General features: G+C 71.4%; 19 protein-coding genes. 8 read left to right on the forward strand and 11 right to left on the reverse strand.

The window, feature by feature from the left end:
* Positions 1–13 precede the first annotated feature (13 nt).
* Positions 14–1,006 (forward strand): D-alanine--D-alanine ligase family protein, encoded by a 993-nt coding sequence (locus ACPCK6_RS07255; protein WP_396881805.1) that lies wholly within the window; start codon positions 14–16, stop codon positions 1,004–1,006.
* A 3-nt stretch (positions 1,007–1,009) separates the two neighbouring features.
* On the opposite strand, the gene ACPCK6_RS07260 is transcribed toward ACPCK6_RS07255, so the two are convergent.
* The 9 genes from ACPCK6_RS07260 to rpmH all read right to left on the reverse strand — a co-directional run bounded on the left by ACPCK6_RS07260 (position 1,010) and on the right by rpmH (position 9,909).
* Positions 1,010–1,939, reverse strand: coding sequence for a hypothetical protein (locus ACPCK6_RS07260; RefSeq protein WP_396881804.1), 930 nt, complete (start codon positions 1,937–1,939; stop codon positions 1,010–1,012).
* Between the two features lie 1,548 nt (positions 1,940–3,487).
* Positions 3,488–4,528 carry a ParB/RepB/Spo0J family partition protein gene (locus ACPCK6_RS07265; protein ID WP_423480696.1) on the reverse strand — a complete coding sequence of 347 codons (1,041 nt, stop codon included), beginning with the start codon at positions 4,526–4,528 and terminating at the stop codon, positions 3,488–3,490.
* 27 nt (positions 4,529–4,555) lie between these two features.
* Positions 4,556–5,893: a ParA family protein gene (locus tag ACPCK6_RS07270; RefSeq protein WP_423480697.1), complete on the reverse strand. Its 1,338-nt coding sequence runs from the start codon at positions 5,891–5,893 to the stop codon at positions 4,556–4,558.
* Between the two features lie 245 nt (positions 5,894–6,138).
* Entirely contained in the window at positions 6,139–7,002 is an 864-nt protein-coding gene (gene rsmG / locus ACPCK6_RS07275) for a 16S rRNA (guanine(527)-N(7))-methyltransferase RsmG (protein ID WP_423480734.1), read from the reverse strand.
* A gap of 236 nt (positions 7,003–7,238) precedes the next feature.
* Complete coding sequence (locus tag ACPCK6_RS07280) at positions 7,239–7,826, reverse strand: Jag family protein (RefSeq protein WP_135242593.1); 588 nt, start codon at positions 7,824–7,826, stop codon at positions 7,239–7,241.
* 211 nt (positions 7,827–8,037) lie between these two features.
* Complete coding sequence (gene yidC, locus ACPCK6_RS07285; RefSeq protein WP_423480698.1) at positions 8,038–9,039, reverse strand: membrane protein insertase YidC; 1,002 nt, start codon at positions 9,037–9,039, stop codon at positions 8,038–8,040.
* On the reverse strand, positions 9,040–9,279 hold the full coding sequence (yidD, locus tag ACPCK6_RS07290) for a membrane protein insertion efficiency factor YidD (RefSeq protein ID WP_013477538.1): 240 nt from the start codon (positions 9,277–9,279) through the stop codon (positions 9,040–9,042).
* A 44-nt stretch (positions 9,280–9,323) separates the two neighbouring features.
* The gene (gene rnpA / locus ACPCK6_RS07295) at positions 9,324–9,737 is read right to left on the reverse strand and encodes a ribonuclease P protein component (protein WP_194800283.1); all 414 of its coding nucleotides are present in this window, start codon (positions 9,735–9,737) and stop codon (positions 9,324–9,326) included.
* A gap of 34 nt (positions 9,738–9,771) precedes the next feature.
* Positions 9,772–9,909: a 50S ribosomal protein L34 gene (gene rpmH, locus ACPCK6_RS07300; RefSeq protein ID WP_018788530.1), complete on the reverse strand. Its 138-nt coding sequence runs from the start codon at positions 9,907–9,909 to the stop codon at positions 9,772–9,774.
* A 576-nt stretch (positions 9,910–10,485) separates the two neighbouring features.
* Here rpmH and dnaA point away from each other — a divergent pair.
* From dnaA to ACPCK6_RS07325, 5 genes are all read left to right on the forward strand, one after another.
* Positions 10,486–12,306 (forward strand): chromosomal replication initiator protein DnaA, encoded by a 1,821-nt coding sequence (gene dnaA, locus ACPCK6_RS07305; protein ID WP_396881799.1) that lies wholly within the window; start codon positions 10,486–10,488, stop codon positions 12,304–12,306.
* Positions 12,307–13,436: 1,130 nt separating this feature from the next.
* Positions 13,437–14,570, forward strand: a complete 1,134-nt coding sequence (gene dnaN, locus ACPCK6_RS07310) for a DNA polymerase III subunit beta (protein WP_194800281.1) — start codon at positions 13,437–13,439, stop codon at positions 14,568–14,570.
* Between the two features lie 39 nt (positions 14,571–14,609).
* Positions 14,610–15,482, forward strand: a complete 873-nt coding sequence (gene gnd, locus ACPCK6_RS07315; protein ID WP_013283213.1) for a phosphogluconate dehydrogenase (NAD(+)-dependent, decarboxylating) — start codon at positions 14,610–14,612, stop codon at positions 15,480–15,482.
* A 16-nt stretch (positions 15,483–15,498) separates the two neighbouring features.
* Positions 15,499–16,629, forward strand: coding sequence for a DNA replication/repair protein RecF (gene recF, locus ACPCK6_RS07320; protein WP_396881798.1), 1,131 nt, complete (start codon positions 15,499–15,501; stop codon positions 16,627–16,629).
* Positions 16,622–17,227 carry a DciA family protein gene (locus ACPCK6_RS07325; protein WP_423480699.1) on the forward strand — a complete coding sequence of 202 codons (606 nt, stop codon included), beginning with the start codon at positions 16,622–16,624 and terminating at the stop codon, positions 17,225–17,227. The genes recF and ACPCK6_RS07325 overlap by 8 nt, the downstream gene beginning before the upstream one ends.
* Here the strand turns inward: ACPCK6_RS07325 and ACPCK6_RS07330 are convergent.
* Positions 17,218–17,457, reverse strand: a complete 240-nt coding sequence (locus ACPCK6_RS07330; RefSeq protein WP_013283216.1) for a hypothetical protein — start codon at positions 17,455–17,457, stop codon at positions 17,218–17,220. The two genes, ACPCK6_RS07325 and ACPCK6_RS07330, sit on opposite strands and share 10 nt — an antisense overlap.
* Positions 17,458–17,538: 81 nt before the next feature.
* On the opposite strand from ACPCK6_RS07330, the gene ACPCK6_RS07335 reads away from it, so the two are divergent.
* Complete coding sequence (locus tag ACPCK6_RS07335; RefSeq protein WP_396881796.1) at positions 17,539–18,027, forward strand: MarR family winged helix-turn-helix transcriptional regulator; 489 nt, start codon at positions 17,539–17,541, stop codon at positions 18,025–18,027.
* Here ACPCK6_RS07335 and ACPCK6_RS07340 read toward each other — a convergent pair.
* A complete protein-coding gene (locus tag ACPCK6_RS07340) occupies positions 18,012–18,566 on the reverse strand; it encodes a hypothetical protein (RefSeq protein WP_120572509.1) in 555 nt (184 codons plus the stop codon). The two genes, ACPCK6_RS07335 and ACPCK6_RS07340, sit on opposite strands and share 16 nt — an antisense overlap.
* Before the next feature lie 548 nt (positions 18,567–19,114).
* Between ACPCK6_RS07340 and gyrB the strand changes: the two genes are divergently transcribed.
* The gene (gene gyrB, locus ACPCK6_RS07345; protein ID WP_135242602.1) at positions 19,115–21,061 is read left to right on the forward strand and encodes a DNA topoisomerase (ATP-hydrolyzing) subunit B; all 1,947 of its coding nucleotides are present in this window, start codon (positions 19,115–19,117) and stop codon (positions 21,059–21,061) included.
* Positions 21,062–21,105 lie beyond the last annotated feature (44 nt).

Consider the following 21,105-nt stretch of genomic DNA (forward strand, 5'->3'; position numbering starts at 1 on the left):
GCATGATGCCCGCATGTCCGACAGCCCCGCCGCAACGCCTCCCGTGACCGGATCCGCCGCCGACGAGCTGCACGTGCTCGTACTCGCGGGCGGCCTCTCCTACGAGCGGGACGTCTCCCTGCGGTCGGGCCGCCGGGTGCTCGACGCGCTGCGCGCGGTTGGCGTCGAGGCGGAACTGCGCGACGCCGACGTGGCGCTGCTGCCCGCGCTGACCGCCGACCCGCCGGACGCGGTGGTGATCGCCCTGCACGGCGCCACCGGCGAGGACGGCTCGCTGCGCGGCGTCCTCGACCTCTGGGACGTGCCCTACGTCGGCTGCGATGCCCGGTCGTCCCGCCTCGCCTGGGACAAGCCGTCCGCGAAGGCGGTGCTGCGCGAGGCGGGCATCCCGACGCCCGACTGGGTGGCGCTGCCGCACGACCGCTTCTCCGAGCTGGGCGCCGTCGCCGTCCTGGACCGCATCGTCGACCGCCTCGGGCTGCCGCTGATGGTCAAGCCGGCGCAGGGCGGTTCCGGACTGGGCGCCGCCGTGGTCCGGGAGGCGGCGTCACTGCCGGCCGCGATGGTGGGTTGTTTCGCGTACGACCAGACCGCGCTCGTGGAACGCTACGTCCCCGGGATGGACGTGGCGGTCTCCGTGCTCGACCTCGGCAAGGGCCCGCAGGCCCTGCCCCCGGTCGAGATCGTGCCGCGCAACGGCGTCTACGACTACGCGGCCCGCTACACGGCCGGGCGTACCACCTGGCACGCGCCCGCCCGGCTCGACGCCGCGACGACCGCCCGGGTGACCGAGGTGGCGCTCGCGGCGCACACCGCGCTCGGGCTGCGCGACGTGTCCCGGGTCGACCTGATCGTCGATGCCGGCGGTGACCCGCACGTGCTGGAGGTGAACGTCTCCCCGGGCATGACCGAGACGTCGCTCCTGCCGCTGGCGATCCAGGCGGCCGGGCTGGACTTCGGCCGGGTCCTCGGCACGCTCGTGACCCGGGCCGCCGCCCGCCGCTGAACCTCAGCTCTCCGGGGTACGCGCCGCGCCCGGGACGTTCTCCCGCTCGCCCTCGTCCGCGTTGTCCGTCGCGTCGGCCGGGCTGTCGTCCGGCCCGTTGTTCGGCGTGCCGCCGGGTGCGCCGATCGCCGCATCGTTCGGCGTGCTGTCCTGCGCGCCGGTCGGAGTGCTCTGCGGCAGATCGCCGGCCTCCGGTGCCGGGTCGGGCTCCGACGGGCCCGCAGAGGGGTCTGAGAGGTCCGCTGCCGCGTCGGACTCCGGGATCTCGTCCGCAGCCTCGATCACCGATACGGCCTCCTCCTCGGGCTCCTCAGCGGCGATCTCGGGCGAGGGCGACGAGAGACTCGACGGCGCCTGCCACTGGATGCGCGGCGGCTCGGCCAACGGACGACCACCGAACTCGGCGAGCCACGCGGCCACCATGGCGAGGTTCTCCCGCCACTGGTCCTCGGAGATCGGCGGCAGGATCGAGTCCCACAGCGACAGGAACGTGCCCCGCAGTTGCAGCCGCCCGTACGGCCGCGCCAGGAACCACAGGTGCAGATGCGCCGACCCGTCGCCCCACCGGTTCACGTGGACCCGGGCCACCCCGTCGAGCGAACGGACGGCCCGCTCCAGGCGGACGGTCATCACGCCCAGTTCGGCGGCGAGCAGGTTCGGCAGGTCGCCCAGATCCAGGTGGGAACGGGACTCCAGGATCAGGACCATCGGCAGGCCGGTGGGCCGGTCCATGGCGCGGACGCGCCACCGCTCACCGACCCAGATGTACGCCTCGTCGGGCGCGTTGCAGGCGGTGCACTCCCGGTCCGCCTCGCCACGGCGGGGAGGTTCGAACGGTACGGGTTCGTCGAGCTGCTTGACGCGGAGATCGCCCTCGAAGGGGAAGGACGGCCACTGGGTGAAGTCGGGAACTGAGGGAGGGGTGTCCGGCACGACGCTGACCCTAACCGAGTTGGCGACGCCTGTCCCTACCTGTTCCACTGGCCGCCCACCGGCTGTCCACCGCGTTGTCCACAGGCTGCCGAGATCACCAGCACAGCGCGTCATGCACTGCTCAGCAAGGGTTTCCTCGCTTCGTTTCACGTGAAACGGGGAGTGCCTGTGGACAACGGCTGTGGATAACCTCGGGTGTCTGCGGGCCCGTTCTTCAAACGATCCGGCGGCCGATCCGCACCGGGTGCCGGCGGCTTCTCTCGTAGCCGTTTCACGTGAAACGGGGGGTCCACGCCGACGCGCCTCGGCTTGCCCGCTCGGCTCGCTGGCGTCGACCGGCCTTGCTCCGTGCCTGAGTCCTCAGCGGGTACGGCGGATCGAACGAGGCACCTCGGGGCGATGGCGTGAGGTGAGACAGTCGCGGGGCGAGCCACTCGGTGGTTGTTCGTCGGAAACGGGCCGGGCCGCGCGGCAGTCGAGCCGCGGTGACCACCGCGCGGCTTGTGGCCGAGCACCGCGCCTCATCGCTTGCACTCGGCACGGCTGGGACCTCGATCGGGTGAAGGGCAGGTCGGTCGCCGCGTTTCACGTGAAACATCAGGCACGTCCGGAGCTGGCAGGCCGAGCCGAGTCGCCACACGGCCTCGGGTCTGCGCTCGATCCATGATCGGACTCGCTGCCGCCCTGAGTCTGCGACCGCCCGGCCGGTCCGCAGAGCGTTGGTAGGTCATTCGACGGCGGCGCCGGACCCCGTAGGAAGCCGTCCCGGAATGCTGAGCCGGGCCGCACACCTCGGCCCACTGCCCGGGCTCCTCGCCAGAGTCCCCGGCTCGGCGGTCCCCGCTTCGACGGTTCCCCGTTCGGCCCGGCGACTCCACGGCTCGACGGCCCGACGGCCCGACGGCTCGATGGGCTCGACGGGCTCGACGGCGCAGACCCATTTCCCGTGCGTTCGGCGGACGGGCCCAGCCGACAGCTAGCCGGGTGCAGCGCGCGGAACGAGTGAGTCGACAACCGGCGGCTTCCGCCTGAGCCATCGCCGTCAGCCCCTCCAGCCAGACCAACGAAATGGACGCGCACCGAGTCGTCACCGCCGAACAGCGGCCCTCGGCACCTTCACGCACTCGGCTCTCGCGCACTCGGCCGCTCGGCCGCTCAGCGCTCGGGCGGGCGGCGTGCCACCAACCAGTGGCGCGGAGAGCGGCTTCACCCGCGCCCTCGCCTCCATTCACCGGTCCCCGTTTCACGTGAAACGCCGGACGAGGCGCGACAGCCCGCTAACGAGTGCATCTTGACGCTCCCACCTGCTTCGGCCGCGTCACCTCCGGAGGGCGCCCGGCATCAGTGCGCACCATCGGCACCGGAGGCCCCGGCCCCGTCGTCGAAGACCGCGACGACTTCCGAGGCGTCGGTCTCTCCGTCGACCGGAACCGCCACGACCCAACGCCGCCGCCAGAACGGACGGGCAGCACCGACCCAACGCGGAAACAGATCCGGCCGCATCCCCTCGTCGGGATGCGGCCGGATCGACAACAGGGGAAGCGACGGCTACACCTCGGCAGTCCCGTCCTCGCCCATGCCGATGATCCCGACGATCCGCTCCAGGTCGTCGACGGTGGCGAACTCGATCGTGATCTTGCCCTTGCTGCGGCCGATGTCGACCTTCACCCGGGTGTCGAACCGGTCGGAGAGCCGGTCCGCGAGATCGGTGAGCGCCGGGGCATGCGGCTTCGGCCGGCGCTTGGCGGCGGCCGACTTCGCCGGCTCCTCGGCGAGCGCCAGGTGCACGAGTTCTTCGGCGCCGCGTACGGTGATGCCCTCGCGGACGATCCGCTCGGCGAGCGCCTCCTGCGCCTCGGCGTTGTCGAGGCTGAGCAAGGCCCGGGCGTGACCGGCGGAGAGAACGCCGGCGGCGACCCGGCGCTGCACGGCGGGCGGCAGGTTCATCAACCGGATCGTGTTGGAGATCTGCGGGCGGCTGCGGCCGATCCGCCGGGCCAACTCCTCGTGCGTGGCGCCGAACTCCTCCAGCAGTTGCTGGTACGCCGCCGCCTCTTCGAGCGGGTTGAGGTTGGCGCGGTGGATGTTCTCCAGGAGCGCATCCCGGAGCATCGCGTCGTCCTTGGTGTCGCGGACGATGGCGGGGATGGTCTCCCGGCCGACCGCCTGGGCGGCACGCCAGCGCCGCTCGCCCATCACGAGCTCGAACTTGTCGGGGTCGAGCTGGCGGACCACGATCGGCTGGAGGAAGCCGACCTCCTGGATCGAGGTCTTCAGTTCCTCAAGCGCCTCCTCGTCGAAGACGTGCCGGGGCTGCTTCGGGTTCGGCACGATCGCGTCGACCGGGATCTCCGCGAAGCGCGCGCCGGGCACCGGGCTCAGCTGCGGCTCGGGCTCGGCGGCCGGCGACGGGGTGGTTGCGACGCCACCCGTGATGGCAGCGGTCGCACCAGCGGCCGGAGCCGACGGCGACGCGGCGACTGCCGACGACTCCGGTTCGGTGGCCGCCGGTTCGGCGCCCGGTACCGGGCCGGTGGGGATGAGGGCGCCGAGCCCTCGGCCCAGTCCGCCGCGGGGACGGTTCTTCATGCGACGCCTCCCAGCGACATCTCCGCACTACGCATTCCGGCTCACCGGCTCCTTGACGCCTCGCTCCGCGATCTCCTGGGCGGCCTCGAAGTAACTCGTGGCTCCCCGCGAACCGGGATCGTAGGTCATCACCGACTGGCCGTAGCTCGGCGCCTCGGAGACACGCACGTTGCGTGGGATGACGGCCTGGAGCACCTTGTCGCCGAAGTGGTTCCGGACGTCCTGCTCCACCGCGTCCGCGAGCCGGGTACGCCTGTCGTACATGGTGAGCAGGATGGTGGAGACCTCGAGCTTCGGGTTGAGGTGCTGACGAACCAGGTTGATGTTGTTTATGAGCTGGTTGAGGCCCTCCAGTGCGTAGTACTCGCACTGGATCGGGATCAGCACCTCCTGCGCGGCCACGAGCGCGTTGACGGTGAGCAGGCCGAGCGACGGCGGACAGTCTATGAAGACGTAGTCGAAGTGCCCGGGGTACGCGGCGATCGCCCGCGCCAGGCGCGACTCCCGAGCCACCACCGAGACCAGCTCAATCTCGGCGCCGGCCAGGTCGATGGTGGCCGGTACGCACCACAGGTTCGGGATGCCCTCGACGGCCTGGGCCACCTCTTCGAGCGGCACGCTGTCGATCAGGCAGTCGTACACGTCGGGCACGCCGGTGTGGTGCGGCACGTTCAGACCGGTGGAGGCGTTGCCCTGGGGGTCAAGGTCGACCACGAGCACCCGGTTGCCGTGCAGCGCGAGCGCCACGGCGAGGTTCACGGTGGTGGTCGTCTTGCCCACGCCGCCCTTCTGGTTGGCGACGCACATCACCCGGGTCCGGTCGGGGCGCGGCATGGTGACCTCGCCACTGGGATTCAGGATCTGCACGGCGCGCATCGCCTCCATAGCCAACGGTGGATCATCCTCTTCGCGCGTCGGGGTTTCACGTGAAACGTACGTGCTGGCGTCTACCTCGTCCCCGTACCCGTCTGCCTGTGGCGTGTCGGACGGCGCCACGGTGACCTCGGGGGCGGCCCGGTAGGGCACGGCCGAGACGGGCGGCTGGGGTTCGTAGCGGGTGGGTACCGCGGCGTTCGCCCGCACCGCGGGCGGGCGCGGGGTCGGTGCGTTCACCGGACCGTCGGCCGGATCGAGCGGGTCGCGGGCCGGCGGCACGTTCGCGGGCGCGGACGAGACGGGACGCACGGGCCCGCCGACCGACGGCTCCCGTCGCTTGGACGGCTGCGCCGGATACGGGGAGGACGGTTCGCCGGACTCGTTCACCGTCCACTCCTGGTAGTTGGTTTCACGTGAAACGGGGTCGGCGGAGGGCTGGCCTCCTGGTCCGGTCAACCGTGGATCGTCGTACCTGCCGTCGTCATGCACCTGTCATCCCTACCCGCTCCGGATGGTCGGTCCGCACCCGTCGAATCGCGTCCGCGCCTCGCACGGCGCCGTCGGCTCGGCGGGAACCATCGGGTTCGGGTGCCGCCCGGCACCGCCGTTCCACACTATCGACGCGCGGTCAGCCTACGGCCGACGGGCGCGGTGGGTCCATGTCGGGTTGCGATCGATCGCGTCACGCCCACCGGTCCAACGACCGGATCGGGCGTGCGGAATGGCGTACCCGCTCAGCGGTCGCCGCGACGGCGACCGCCACGCGACCGCTTCGGCTTCTTGGGACGGCGCGGGTTGACCACGCGCTCCCGGACCACCTCGACCACAGTCGCCGGAGGGTCGATCACCCCTTCGCCACAGCGGTGCAGTTCCGGCGTCCCGCCGCCGAGGCGGATCACGGCCTCGGTGTGCTCGGTGATCTCGTCGGCCGCCGAGGCACCCTTGAGCGCGACCAGCCGTCCGCCGGGAGCCACGAGCGGCAGGCACCAGGAGGCGAGCCGGTCCAGCGGGGCAACCGCGCGGGCGGTCACGATGTCGGCGCTCAGCGGTTCCCGGTCGCGCGAGCCGGCCGCCGCCTCCTCTGCCCGCCCACGGAACACACGCACGTCCCGGGTCACGCCGAGACGCTGTACCGCCTCGATCAGGAAGGCGGTCCGCCGCGCCAACGGCTCCACGAGCGTCACGGTGAGGTCTGGGCGCGCGATCGCCAGCACCAGACCGGGGAGCCCGGCGCCGGAGCCGACGTCGATCACGCTGGCTCCCTCCGGGATCCGTTCCGCCACCACCGCGCAGTTGAGCAGGTGCCGCTCCCAGAGCCGCGGCGTCTCGCGGGGCCCGATCAGGCCGCGGACCACACCGTCGGTGGCGAGCAGTTCGGCGTACGCGGCGGCCAGTTCGAGCCGGTCGCCGAACAACGCGCGGGCGGCCTCCGCCAGCTCGGGCTGCAGCGTCGCCGTCGCCGGGTCGGGGGCACCGGCGTCGCCACCGTCCACGAGGGACGGTGCGTCCGCCGACGGCTCCGCGAAGACCGGGTCGGCCGCCGCGGCCGGGGCCGCCGGTGCCACGTCCGCCGCCGGCTCACCGGAGAAGGCGGGCATCACGTCCACCGCCGGGTCTGCGGGCTCGACCCCGCTCACCACCGCCGGATCGCCGGAGAAGGCGGGCTCGCCGGGGTCGGTCACGGCCTTACCCGGGTACGCGGGCTCGGCCGGCCCGTCGTCGTCGGAGAAGACCGGGTCGACAGTGGGGTCGGGGCGCACAGCCGACGGCCCGGGCGGCATACCGCCCGGGCCGGTCACGGCTCCCGCCGTCGTCTCGTCGGAGATCACGGACCTCAGTCCACCGGCCGGACGACGATGCGGCGGTTGGGCTCGACGCCCTCGGACTCGCTCTCCACCCCGCTCATCGCGTTCACCACGTCGTGCACGCACTTGCGCTCGAACGCGGACATCGGCTCCAGGCGCACCGGCTCACCGTGCTCCTTGACCTTCTCGACCGCGTTCTTCGCCACGGCGGCCAGCTCCTTGCGGCGGGCGGCCCGGTAGCCGCCGACGTCGAGCAGCAGCCGGCTCGGCGTGCCGGTCTGGCGGAACACGGCCAGCCGGGCCAGTTCCTGGAGCGCCTCCAGGGTCGCGCCGCGCTGGCCGACCAGGTTCTGCAGCCGGCCGCCGACCACCTCGACGACCGGGCGGCCACCCGACACCAGCTCGTCGATGTCACCGTCGTAGTCGAGGATGTCCAGCAGACCCTCGACGTAGTCGGCGGCGATCTCGCTCTGCCGGAACAGGTCGCTCTCGGCCGGGGCCTTCTTCTCCCGGGCCTCGCCCGCGGCGTCCTCGGTCTCGGTGGCGGCGGTAACGGGGGTCTCCTCGTCCAGGGACTGGTCGGCGCTGGGGATGCTGGTCTCGGTCACGGGTCTCATCTCCGTACTCGCTCGGCCGGACCGTCGGGGGTCCGCTGGTCTCCCGGGGCCGGCGGGAGGTTCGCCGGGTGCCCTCGGGCACGTCTGTACGGGCCAGTTTCGCCCGTGTCCGCGCTCCGCGCGGTGATTCCGGCCCGGCGCCGACTCCTCGGATGGCAGCACGCGGCCGGAACGGGCCACCGTCGACGTCGCCGACGGTGGCCCTGTGGGCTCAGCCCTGTCGCTTGGCGGGCTTGTTGCCGCCCTTCTTCGGGTTGACCGGCTTGGCACCCGGCTTCGGGCCGGCCACCTTCGGCGCGGCGGCCGGAGCCTTCGCCGGCGGCTGGGCGGCCTTGCGGCCGAACAGGCCACCGGCTTTGGCCGGCTGCACCGGGCTCTTGCCGGAGGTGCTCTTGGCGGCGCTGGTGCTCTTCGCGGTCGGCGGCGGCGGGAACTTCCGCAGCACCCACTGCTGCTGGCCGAGCGTGAAGAGGTTGTTGGTGACCCAGTAGATGATCACACCGATCGGGAAGATCGCACCCGAGATCAGCAGCGACGCCGGGATGCCGTAGAGCATCAGCCGCTGCACCATGCGCTGCTGCGGGTCCTCGGCCCACCCGGTCTTGAGGATCATCTGACGGCTGGTCAGGTAGGTGGTGGCGATCATGATCAGCACCAGGATGCCGGCGACCACCTTGACCGTGCCGGTGCTCGCGCCCAGCCGGCTCAGTTCCTCGGCGGTGGAGCCGAACTTGCCGGAGATCGGCGCGGTCAACAGCTTCGCGTTGGAGGCACTGTTGAACTGGTCGACGGTCCAGCCGTAGAGCGTCTTGCCCTGGTTGTCGGGGTCGAGCCGCCGGAGCGTGTGGAACAGGCCCAGGAAGACCGGGATCTGGAGGAACATCGGAAGGCAGCCCATGAGCGGGTTGGCCTTTTCCTTCCGATAGAGCTCCATCATCTCCTTCTGGAGCGTCTCCCGGTCACCCTTGTGCTTCTCCTGGAGCTCCTTGACCTTCGGCTGGAGCGCCTGCATGGCACGCTGCGACTTGATCTGCTTGACGAAGACCGGGAACAGGATCACCCGGACCGTCACCACCAGGAAGACGATGGCGAGGATCCAGGCCCAGTTCGTGCCGATCACGGCCCCGACCGGAACTCCGATGGCGTCCCAGGCCGAGTGCCAGGTCAGCAGGATCCACGAGATCGCGTAGTAGATCCAGTCGAGACTAAACACTCAGGCTCCAGTCACGTCGGAACGGCGGCGGTCGCCCGGCTCCGGAACCGGGTCGTGTCCACCAGGGTGGAAGGGGTGGCAGCGCGACAGCCGACGGACCGTCAGCCACGCTCCCCGCAGCGCACCATGCCGGGACACCGCCTCCACGGCGTAGGCACTGCACGACGGGTAGAACCGGCAGCGGGCCGGCAGTGCCGGACTTATCCACCGACGGTACGCGATGATGGGCGCCAGCAGCATGCGGGCACCGGTTGTGGGCGACGGAGTCGCCGTCGTCGGGCCGCTCACCGCGACCGCCGTCCCCGGGGGGCCCGCGCGGCGGCGATGGCCGCGTCCAGGTCAGCCCCGAGCCGGGTGTACGTCGCGTCGGCCGATGCGGGCAGCGCGCGTACCACGAGGGTCGTGCCGGCGGGCAGCTCGGCCAGCCGCTCGCGGACCAGGTGCCGGAGCCGGCGGCGGACCTTGTTGCGGACCACCGCGCCGCCGACGGCCTTGGACACGACGAAGCCGGCGCGGCTCGGTGCGGAGGTCTCCGCATCGAGGGTCCGCGCCGGCTCCGGCGAGGGTGTCGCGGTGGTGCCGATCGGCTCGGGGAGGGTCAGGTGGACCACGACGGCGCCGCGGCCGACGCGTCGGCCACCGCGAACCGCTGCGGCGAAGTCGCTACTGCGCCGCAGTCGTTGCGCGGCGGCCAGCACGACTGCCCACGTCCCCGGACCGGACCTGTCGGCGTCAGGCCGACAGGCGCGCGCGGCCCTTGGAGCGACGGGTAGCGATGATGGCGCGGCCGGCACGGGTGCGCATGCGCAGCCGGAAGCCGTGGGTCTTCGCGCGCCGGCGGTTGTTCGGCTGGTAGGTGCGCTTGCTCACGTCAGGCTCTCCGTTGTCGTACGCCCCGCGCGGCGGATCGCCCGGGGTCGTGTGCTGGTCCAGATCACCTGTCGGTGACCTCCGATCGGCGCTGCCGTGACACGCTCCCCGGCGATGCGGGGTGACAGCCACGGACAGCAAGCATCAATCACCCTAGCAGAGGGCGAGAGAGCAGCCGCTCCAGCCTACGCAGGGGCGCAATGACCGTCAAACGTCACACTCGGGCGTCCGACCTGCGCGCAAGCGCGACCGAAGGGGCGGTTTTCACTGATGTTGCCAAGGTCGTCAGGGTGTCGCCGGTTGATGCTGTGGGGTCCGCGCTGTTAGCGTGCGCGATTGCGGTCGGCGTCGGGGGTCCGGGGTTTGTCGCCGATCGGCAAGACCGGACACGCTGTTGAATCGTTCGGCACGGTGAACCCGCTTCAACGCCTCCGTGGATCGAGGGGGGCAGGTCCGACCCGCGTCCGGTGGGCGGCCACAATCGGTCGGTACACAGGCTGTGGATAACTTGTGGATGACGACCGGTCAGCCGTCCGGGCGGGCGTGAGAAGGAGCAGGCGAGGGGGTGGCACGACGGTGACCGGAGCGACCGACCTTGCCGCGGTGTGGACGGCGACCACCGACGAACTCGCCGACGAGATCATCTCCGCGCAGCAACGGGCGTACCTCCGGCTCACCCGCCTGCGGGCGATCGTCGAGGACACGGCGCTGCTCTCGGTGCCGGACGCCTTCACCCGGGACGTGATCGAGTCCCGGCTCCGCCCGGCCATCACCGAGGCGTTGAGCCGCCGGCTCGGCCGGCCGATCCAGGTGGCGGTCACCGTGCGGGTCGCCGACGACCCCGGTGCCCGCCCGGCCGGGACCGTCTACCGCAGCAGCCCCGAGCCGCTGCCCGAGCACGACGGCGCCGCCCCGCTGCCCGGCTTCGACCAGCCCGGCCCGGCCTTCCCGTCGCCGCGCCCGGAACCCGGGTACGCCGAGGCCGGGTACGGCGAACCGCGCCCGGAGCAGCCGCTCGACGAGCCGGCCCCGCGCCAGCGGACCGCCGACGGCGGCCGCCCGCACCTCATCCCGGCCGGCCGGGACGCGCAGGACACGCTCTTCAGCGCCGCGTTCGCCGAGCCGGTACGCACCGCGCCCGAGCGCCGTGCCTTCGACGAACGCACCCGCATCGAGCCGCCCGTGCCCGACGCCGGCGGATACGAGCCCCGCTACCGGGAGAGTCCGCCCGCCGACCCCGCGCCGATGCGCGGCCTGCCCCGCGACGGCGCCACCGACAACGGCCCCGGCCGGGGTGGCGCCGACCACCACCGTCCGGGTGGCGGCGGCCAGGCCGACCGCAGGCTCCCCGGCGGTACGGAGAGCGGCGGCAACCGGCTCAACCCGAAGTACATGTTCGAGACGTTCGTCATCGGCTCGTCCAACCGGTTCGCGCACGCCGCGAGCGTGGCGGTGGCCGAGTCGCCGGCGAAGGCGTACAACCCGCTGTTCATCTACGGCAGCTCCGGGCTGGGCAAGACCCACCTGCTGCACGCCATCGGGCACTACGCCACGACGCTCGGCAACGCGCGCTCGGTCCGGTACGTCTCGACCGAGGAGTTCACGAACGACTTCATCAACTCGCTGCGCGACGACAAGACGAGCGCGTTCCAGCGCCGTTACCGGGACGTCGACATCCTCCTGATCGACGACATCCAGTTCCTGGAGAACCGGGAGCGGACGCAGGAGGAGTTCTTCCACACCTTCAACACCCTGCACAACGCCAACAAGCAGATCGTGATCACGTCCGACCGCTCGCCGAAGCAGCTGGCGACGCTGGAGGACCGGCTGCGTACGCGCTTCGAGTGGGGTCTGCTCGCCGACATCCAGCCGCCGGACCTGGAGACGCGGATCGCGATCCTGCAGAAGAAGGCGGCCCAGGAGCGGCTGTTCGCCCCGCCGGACGTGCTGGAGTTCATCGCGTCCCGGGTGTCGAACTCGATCCGCGAACTGGAGGGGGCGCTGATCCGCGTCACCGCCTTCGCCAGCCTCACCCGTTCCTCGGTCGAGCTGTCGCTGGCCGAGGAGGTGCTGCGGGACTTCATCCCGGACGGCGCCGGCCCGGAGATCACCGCGGACCAGATCATGGTGTCGACGGCCGACTACTTCGGCGTGAGCCTGGAGGATCTGCGCGGCCACTCCCGCTCCCGGGTGCTGGTGAACGCGCGCCAGGTGGCCATGTACCTGTGCCGGGAGCTGACCGACCTGTCGCTGCCCCGGATCGGGCAGGCGTTCGGCGGCCGGGACCACACGACGGTGATGCACGCGGACCGCAAGATCCGTCAGCAGATGGCGGAGCGGCGCTCGCTCTACAACCAGATCGCCGAGCTGACGAACCGCATCAAGCAGAACACCTGACCGCCCCACTCCCGCCGCACCCCGCGCGCGAACGACCATCCCCGCAGATCTTGGAAGCTTGGCGCCCCCATAGGGGCCGTTTCCTACCAAGATCTCGCCGGAGCTGAGCGCCGAGCCCTGATCGGGAGATGATCGGCGGCCACGGCCACCCCTCACCGCGACGTCCCGCCCTCGCTCTCGCCCACCGGCCTCCCCGTCGATCATGAAGTTGGCGGCGACAAACCGGACGCGAAATGCCGCTAACTTCATGATCAGCCGAAGCAGGGCGGGCGGGCGGAGCGGGGCGAGGGCAAGGGCGAGGGCGAGGGCGAGGGCGAGGGCAGGGTCGGGCGGGGTAAGGCAGGCGGAGCTGCGGGAGGGGCGGCGTAACCTAGGCGACCTTTTCGGCGCCGACGCGGCGGGCTCGGGTGGGTGGCAAGTAGCCGACAGCGGGGGACTGTTGACCCTCGACCCGGTGAAGGGCCCAGGATCTGTCGTGTGTTCGTCCACAGCTCGTACCCGTTGTCCACAGCCCCTGTGTCACAGGCGGTGGACAACCACGCTTCGCACTCGGCCGGTTACCCACAGACTGTGGACAACTCCTGGGGACGACGCTGTGGACGCCTGGGGACAACCGGGCAGTCATCCCCAGGCAGCGGGTCGCCTGTGGGCGAGCTGTTGAAGGTTCTGGGGACGACGGCTGTGGACGTCTCCGGCGCTGTCCACAGCGCTGGGGAGAAAACCGGTGGATTACCGGTGGACAACCGGTGGACAGCCGTGGAAAACCCGGCGGCTGGCGAGGGCTGTGGACCGGGACACGAGTTTCACCCCTGGTTCTCCACAGCCAAACCACCGGTGGATAACGTGTCTGACCTGCGCGGACGGCGGTTCTCCACAGTTTGCACAGGTGCGATGAAGACGATGAGTTATCTCTTCTAAACAACAAAAACCAATCATCACCGTTGGACTTCCTGTGGATCGGGCCGGAGCACTGCCGTCGGCAGTCGCCCGGGGCACCTGGATCCACGGGGTCGGGCGCACAGCCGATGCCCCAGCGCCTTAAGGTGCGATGGGTACCCGCACGGTCGGGCGGGACGGGTGGCAGCGGTCGGCATGAGAGAGTTGTCGCTGACGTCGACGCGGAGGCATTGATGAAGTTCCGAGTGGAGCGCGACGCGCTCGCCGAGGCGGTCGCGTGGACCGCCAAGAGCCTGCCCAACCGGCCCTCCGTACCGGTGCTGGCCGGGGTGATGCTCCGCGTCACCGACGGCAACCTGCAGGTCTCCGGCTTCGACTACGAGGTCTCCAGCCAGGTGACGGTCGAGGTGCAGGGTGACGCGGACGGCGCCGCCCTGGTCTCCGGCCGCCTGCTCGCCGAGATCACCAAGGCCCTGCCGGCCAAGCCGGTGGACATCGCCGCCGTCGGCGCCCACCTCGAACTGGTCTGCGGCAGCGCCCGGTTCACGCTGCCCACCATGCCGGTGGAGGACTACCCGACGCTGCCGGAGATGCCGGAGAGCGCCGGCACCGTCGACGCCGCCGCCTTCGCCTCCGCCGTGGCCCAGGTGGCTGTCGCCGCCGGCCGCGACGAGACGCTGCCGATGATGACCGGTGTACGGATCGAGCTGAGCGGCAGCACGATGGCCATGCTGGCGACCGACCGTTACCGCCTCGCGCTTCGCGAGATGGAGTGGAACCCGGACGACCCGGAGATCAGCCTCAACGCGCTGGTGCCGGCCCGTACGCTGCACGACACCGCGAAGGCGCTCGGCCCGCTCGGCGGCCACGTCACCATGGCGCTGTCCTCCGGCGGTGCCGGTGAGGGCATGATCGGTTTCTCCGGTGGCACCCGCCGTACCACCAGCCGGCTGCTCGACGGCGCCAACTACCCGCCGGTGCGCTCGCTGTTCCCGGCCGACCACAACGCCGAGGCCCGCGTCGCCGTCTCCTCGCTCATCGAGGTGGTCAAGCGCGTCGCGCTGGTCGCCGAGCGCACCACGCCGGTGCTGCTCAGCTTCAGCGCCGACGGTCTCGTGGTCGAGGCGGGCGGCACCGAGGAGGCCCGGGCCAGCGAGGCCATGGAGGCCACCTTCAGCGGCGAGCCGCTGACCATCGGGTTCAACCCGCAGTACCTCATCGACGGTCTGGCCAACCTGGGCGCGCAGCACGCCCTGCTCCGGTTCGTCGACGCGTTCAAGCCCGCGGTCATCTCCCCGGCAGGCGAGGATGGCGAGGTCATTCCGGGGTACCGGTACCTCATCATGCCGATCCGCGTGTCCCGCTGATCGCCGCAGCACGACCCTGACGTACGGAGGTAGGAGCAGATGCAGCTCGGCCTGGTAGGACTCGGCCGCATGGGCGGCAACATGCGGGAGCGGTTGCGCGCCGCCGGGCACGAGGTGGTCGGCTACGACCACAACCCGGAGATCAGCGACGCCGCGAGCCTGGCCGAGCTTGCCGAGAAGCTCCAGTCGCCCCGTGCGGTGTGGGTCATGGTCCCCGCCGGCGTCACCGACGCCACCATCGACGAGCTCGCCGGTGTGCTCGGCGAGGGCGACATCATCATCGACGGCGGCAACTCGCGGTTCAGCGACGACGCCCCGCGCGCCGAGCGGCTGAACGAGCAGGGCATCGGCTACATCGACGTCGGCGTGTCCGGCGGCGTCTGGGGCCGGCAGAACGGGTACGCGCTGATGGTCGGCGGCGCGCAGGAGCACGTCGAGCGGTTGATGCCGATCTTCGAGTCGCTCAAGCCCGAGGGCGAGTTCGGCTTCGTGCACGCCGGCCCGGTCGGCGCCGGCCACTACGCCAAGATGGTGCACAACGGCATCGAGTACGGCCTGATGCACGCGTACGCCGAGGGCTACGAGCTGCTTGCGGCCTCGGAGCTGGTGACCAACGTCCCCGGCGTGTTCAAGTCGTGGCGCGAGGGCACCGTCGTGCGCTCCTGGCTGCTCGACCTGCTGGACCGGGCACTCGACGAGGACCCGGAGCTGGCCGAGCTGAGCGGCTACACGGAGGACACCGGCGAGGGCCGCTGGACCGTGGACGAGGCGGTCCGGCTCGCCGTGCCGCTCAACGTCATCACCGCGTCGCTGTTCGCCCGGTTCGCCTCCCGGCAGGACGACTCGCCCGCGATGAAGGCCGTCGCCGCGCTGCGCCAGCAGTTCGGCGGCCACGCCGTCCACAAGCGCTGACCGGTATCCACAGGCTGTGTACGTCCGCCGGCTCGAACTGGTCGACTTCCGCTCGTACGAGCGCGTCGGCGTCGACCTGGAGCCGGGGCCGAACGTGCTCGTCGGCGCGAACGGCGTCGGCAAGACCAACCTGGTCGAGGCGCTGGGTTACGTGGCGACCCTGGATTCGCACCGGGTCGCCACCGACGCCCCGCTGGTACGGATGGGCGCCGCCTCGGCGGTGATCCGCTGCGCCGTGGTGCACGAGGGCCGGGAGCTGCTGGTCGAGCTGGAGATCGTGCCGGGTAAGGCCAACCGGGCCCGGCTCGGCCGGTCTCCGGCCCGGCGTGCCCGGGACGTGCTCGGCGCGCTGCGCCTGGTGCTGTTCGCGCCGGAGGATCTGGAACTGGTCCGCGGTGATCCGGCCGAACGCCGCCGCTACCTGGACGACCTGCTGGTCACCCGCCAGCCCCGCTACGCCGGTGTCCGCGCCGACTACGAGCGGGTGGTCAAGCAACGCAACGCGCTGCTGCGTACGTCGTACCTGGCTAGGAAGACCGGTGGGACACGCGGCGGTGACCTGTCGACGCTGGCCGTGTGGGACGCGCATCTGGCGCAGCACGGCGCGGACCTGCTCGCCGGCCGCCTGGAGTTGGTGGCCGCGCTGACCCCGCACGTGGCGAAGGCGTACGACGCGGTGGCGGCCGGCCGCGGCGCGGCGGGCATCGCGTACCGGCCCTCGGTGGAGCTGCCCGAACCCGGCGCGGACCGCGCGGCGCTGGCGGAGGCGCTCGCCGTCGCGCTGACCGCGAACCGCGCCGCCGAGATCGAGCGCGGCACCACGCTCGTCGGCCCGCACCGCGACGACCTGGCGCTGACGCTCGGCCCGCTGCCCGCCAAGGGGTACGCGAGCCACGGCGAGTCCTGGTCGTACGCGCTGGCGTTGCGGCTGGCCGGGTACGACCTGCTGCGCGCCGACGGGATCGAGCCGGTGCTGGTGCTCGACGACGTCTTCGCCGAGCTGGACACCGGCCGGCGGGAACGACTGGCCGAACTGGTCGGCGGCGCGAGTCAGCTCCTGGTCACCTGTGCCGTGGACGACGACGTGCCGGCGACGCTGCGCGGCACCCGGTACGCGGTGGGCGAGGGGACGGTGCGGCGTGCCTGATGACGAGGTGCAGCTCCCGCCCGCACGGCTCGGGCCGGGACGCGACGCGCGTACCCCGGGAAAGCCCGCGGGCGGTGAGCCGGCCGCGAACCTGCCGGAGGGCTCGACCGGGCCGGAACTGGCGCGGGCGGTGCTCGACGCGGCGAAGGCCCGGCGGCAGGCGGCGGCGCCGAAACGACGCGGCGCGGTCCGCGGCGACGGCGAGAAGCGGCTGCGCGGCTACTCCGGCCCGGGTCCGGACCCGCGCGACCCGCAGCCGTTGGGCGCGGTGCTGGACAAGCTGATGAAGGCACGCGGCTGGCAGCAGCCGGCGGCCGAGGCGACGGTGTTCGGCGCGTGGGAGAAGGTGGTCGGACCGGAGGTCGCGCAGCACAGCCGCCCGGTCAAGCTGGAGGACGGCGAGCTGACGGTGGAGGCGCGTTCGACGGCGTGGGCGACCCAGTTGCGCCTGCTGGCGGGCTCGCTGTTGCAGCAGATCGCCCGCGAGGTGGGCCACAACGTGGTGCGCAAGCTGCACATCCACGGGCCGGCGGCGCCGTCGTGGTCGCGCGGCCCCCGACGGGTACGCGGGCGCGGCCCCCGCGACACCTACGGCTGACCGACACCGCCCGAACGCCGTGCCTCCCGCCGGGCGCGCTTGAGTTCGCGCTGCTCGCGGCTCCACTGCTTGCGGCGCTCCAGGTCTTCCTTCCACGCGTCGCGGGCCAGCTTCGAGCCGCCCTGCACGGCACCCTGCACCTGGGACGGGCCGGCGAGGTTGCGGAACACCCAGCCCAACAGGCGGCCACCCTTGCCGGAGGCGTCGCCCACCTGCTCGTCGTCGCTCATCCCGCCGCCTCCCTGTTTTGTGTGCAAACCATTGGTACACCAATCATTGCTACCATCGCAACGACGACGAGGAGGACACCGGTGACCGACGGCATCGAGGAGGACCCCCTGGCGCTGGAGCAGCAGGTCTGCTTCGCGCTCTCCGTCGCCGCCCGGAGCGTCGTCGCGGTCTACCGGCCGCTGCTGGAGCCGATGGGGCTCACCCACCCGCAATACCTGGTCATGCTGGCGCTCTGGCAGCACGCGCCGCTGTCCGGACGGGATCTGAGCCGGCTGCTCCAACTCGACCCGGGCACGCTGTCACCGCTGCTCAAGCGGCTGGAGGCGGCCGGCTACATCAGGCGGGAACGCGACGCCGCCGACGAGCGCAGCCTGGCCGTCTCACTCACCGCCGAAGGGCAGGCGCTGCGGGCGCAGGCCGAGCGGATCCCGCCGGCCATCGTGCAGCGCCTCGGGCTGCCGCTGGCCGACCTGCGGCACCTGCACACGGCGCTGACCGAGGTGATCGCGGCCGCCAACCGGGCCACGTCTCCTCCCGGCGCTGCGGCGCCCGGTCAGGCGTCGGCGTAGACCGCGAAGCCGCGCTCCGCGCAGCGCCGGTAGAAGGCCGCCAGCACGCTCAGCTCGGCGCAGGTGAAGTTCCACTGCGGCGGGTCGCCGTTCTCGTCCCGCAGCCGGTCGAGGCGGCTGTCCAGCCAGCGGAGCTGCTGCTCGGCCAGCCGGCCGTCACCGAGCAGCGCGCGCAGCACCTCGCTCACCGACTCGAACGTGACCGGCTCGCCGTACGGCCGGTGCCGGGCGACGAACTTCTCCACGCCCTCGGCGATCCAGGAGCAGCCGTCCGGGTCGATCACCGGATCCTCGTCCTCGACCGCGTTCTCCGTGGCGTAGAGCACATTCTCCAGCCCGAGGATCAGATCGACCAACTCGGTGTACGCGGTCGCGCGTACCGTGCCGGTCTTCGCGATCAGCTCGGCGAGCGCCGCGGTCGGCGCGGAGATCCGGGGCATGTCCACGATCTCGCCGAAGTCCACGAACTCAGCCGGCGCGACCGGGTCGTAGAAGCGGCCGGTCCGCGGCCAGTGCACCGCGACGTTGTCCAGCCCCATCTGGCGTCACCTCTCACCAAGCGTTTTCGGACCATCTCCGACGATCGTCCCGGTTCCGGGCGCAAAAGATCAAGACCGCAACGGCGGCGCCGCAAAAGCTACGGCACGCCGGGCCCGGCCGCGACCCCCGGTCGGGGCAGCCGCCGATCACCGGTCGGATGACCGTCGCGGCTCACGGTGGCCGGTGGCGCGGTACCGCCCCGTTGGCGTGTAGGGGGAGTCGTGGGCGACGCGGTTCGTCCGGCTACGGCATTCTCAGCCGCCCCGGAGAGGGTGCCGAGTGGCGGTTTGGTCGGCTCCGCACAGTAAGATTGAGGGCGAGACGAAAGACCCGAGACGGAGCGACGGACAGGGGCCCGCATGAGCCCTCGATCATAGTCCCGTATCAGGTCCGAGCCGATCGCGATCCGCGGGCAACCGCGGCGCCCGGCGCACATGATCCGAGCCTGGCGACCCCAGGGGCGGACCATGCGCGCCGACGTCGCGTCCTGTCCGCCGAACCCGCGCCCCCGCGCCCACGCGCGGCCGGTGCGAGAAAGTGGCCGAGCGTGGCAGCGGAGGACAACAAGAAGTACGGTGCCGAGTCGATCACCGTGCTCGAGGGCCTGGAAGCGGTCCGGAAGCGGCCCGGTATGTACATCGGGTCCACCGGCGAGCGCGGTCTGCACCACCTGGTGTGGGAGGTCGTCGACAACGCGGTGGACGAGGCGCTGGCCGGGCACTGCGACACCATCGACGTGGTGCTGCTGGCCGACGGCGGTGTCCGGGTGACCGACAACGGCCGTGGCTTCCCGGTCGACCTGCACCCCAAGCTGAAGAAGCCGGGTGTCGAGGTCGCCCTGACCGTGCTGCACGCGGGCGGCAAGTTCGACGGCAAGGCGTACGCCGTCTCCGGCGGCCTGCACGGCGTCGGCGTCTCCGTGGTGAACGCGCTGTCCACCCGGATGGCCGTGGAGATCCACAAGGACGGCTTCGTCTGGCGTCAGCAGTACCACCACTCCAAGCCGACGCCGCTGGAGAAGGGCGAGGAGACCGACCGCACCGGTTCGGCCGTCTCCTTCTGGCCCGACCCGGACGTCTTCGAGACAGTCGACTTCGACTTCCACACCATCTACCGGCGCCTCCAGGAGATGGCCTTCCTCACCCGGGGTCTGACCATCCACCTGCTCGACGAGCGCGTCCCGGAGGACGAGGACGGCAAGACCCGCGAGGTCACCTTCCACTACGAGGGCGGCATCGCCGACTTCGTCCGACACCTCAACGCCTCCAAGAGCCCGATCCACAAGACGGTGGTCGAGTTCGGGGCCGAGGAGACGGGCATGTCGGTCGAGATCGCCATGCAGTGGAACGAGTCGTACGGCGAGTCGGTCTACACCTTCGCCAACAACATCAACACCCACGAGGGCGGCACCCACGAGGAGGGCTTCCGGGCCGCGCTGACGAGCGTCGTCAACCGCTACGGCGCCGAGAAGAAGCTGCTCAAGGGCGACGAGCGCCTCTCGGGTGAGGACATCCGCGAGGGCCTGGCCGCGATCATCTCGGTCAAGCTCACCGACCCGCAGTTCGAGGGTCAGACCAAGACCAAGCTGGGCAACACCCCGGTCAAGGGCTTCGTGCAGCGGGTCTGCAACGAGTCGCTCGTCGACTGGTTCGACCGCAACCCGGCCGAGGCGAAGATCATTATCCAGAAGGCGTCCCAGGCGGCGCGGGCCCGGATCGCCGCCCAGCAGGCGCGCAAGCTCGCCCGGCGCAAGTCGCTGCTGGAGTCCGGTTCGATGCCGGGCAAGCTGGCCGACTGCCAGTCCACCGATCCGCGCGAGTCCGAGGTCTTCATCGTCGAGGGCGACTCGGCCGGCGGCTCGGCCAAGCAGGGCCGCGACCCGCGCGTCCAGGCGATCCTGCCGATTCGCGGCAAGATCCTCAACGTGGAGAAGGCCCGGATCGACCGGGTGCTGAAGAACAACGAGGTGCAGGCGCTGATCACCGCGCTCGGCACCGGCATCCACGACGACTTCGACATCGAGAAGCTGCGCTACCACAAGATCGTGCTGATGGCCGACGCCGACGTCGACGGCCAGCACATCCAGACGCTGCTGCTCACCCTGCTGTTCCGCTTCATGCGGCCGCTGGTCGAGCTGGGTCACGTCTACCTGGCCGCGCCGCCGCTCTACAAGATCAAGTGGAACAAGAAGGGCGACGACGCCCAGTACGCGTACTCGGACCGGGAACGCGACGGGCTGATCGCCCTGCGTCAGCAGAAGAAGCCCAATGCCCGCCCGGACGACATCCAGCGGTTCAAGGGTCTCGGCGAGATGAACTACCCCGAGCTGTGGGAGACCACGATGAACCCGGCCACGCGTACGCTGCGCCAGGTCACGCTCGACGACGCCGCCACCGCGGACGAGCTGTTCAGCGTCCTGATGGGTGAGGACGTCGAGGCCCGCCGGTCGTTCATCCAGCGCAACGCCAAGGACGTGCGGTTCCTGGACATCTGACGGACCCGCCCGGGCCGGCCGGACATCCACCGGCCGGCCCGGGA

This window comes from Micromonospora sp. AB353, assembly GCF_049538395.1.
GTDB lineage: Bacteria > Actinomycetota > Actinomycetes > Mycobacteriales > Micromonosporaceae > Micromonospora > Micromonospora aurantiaca.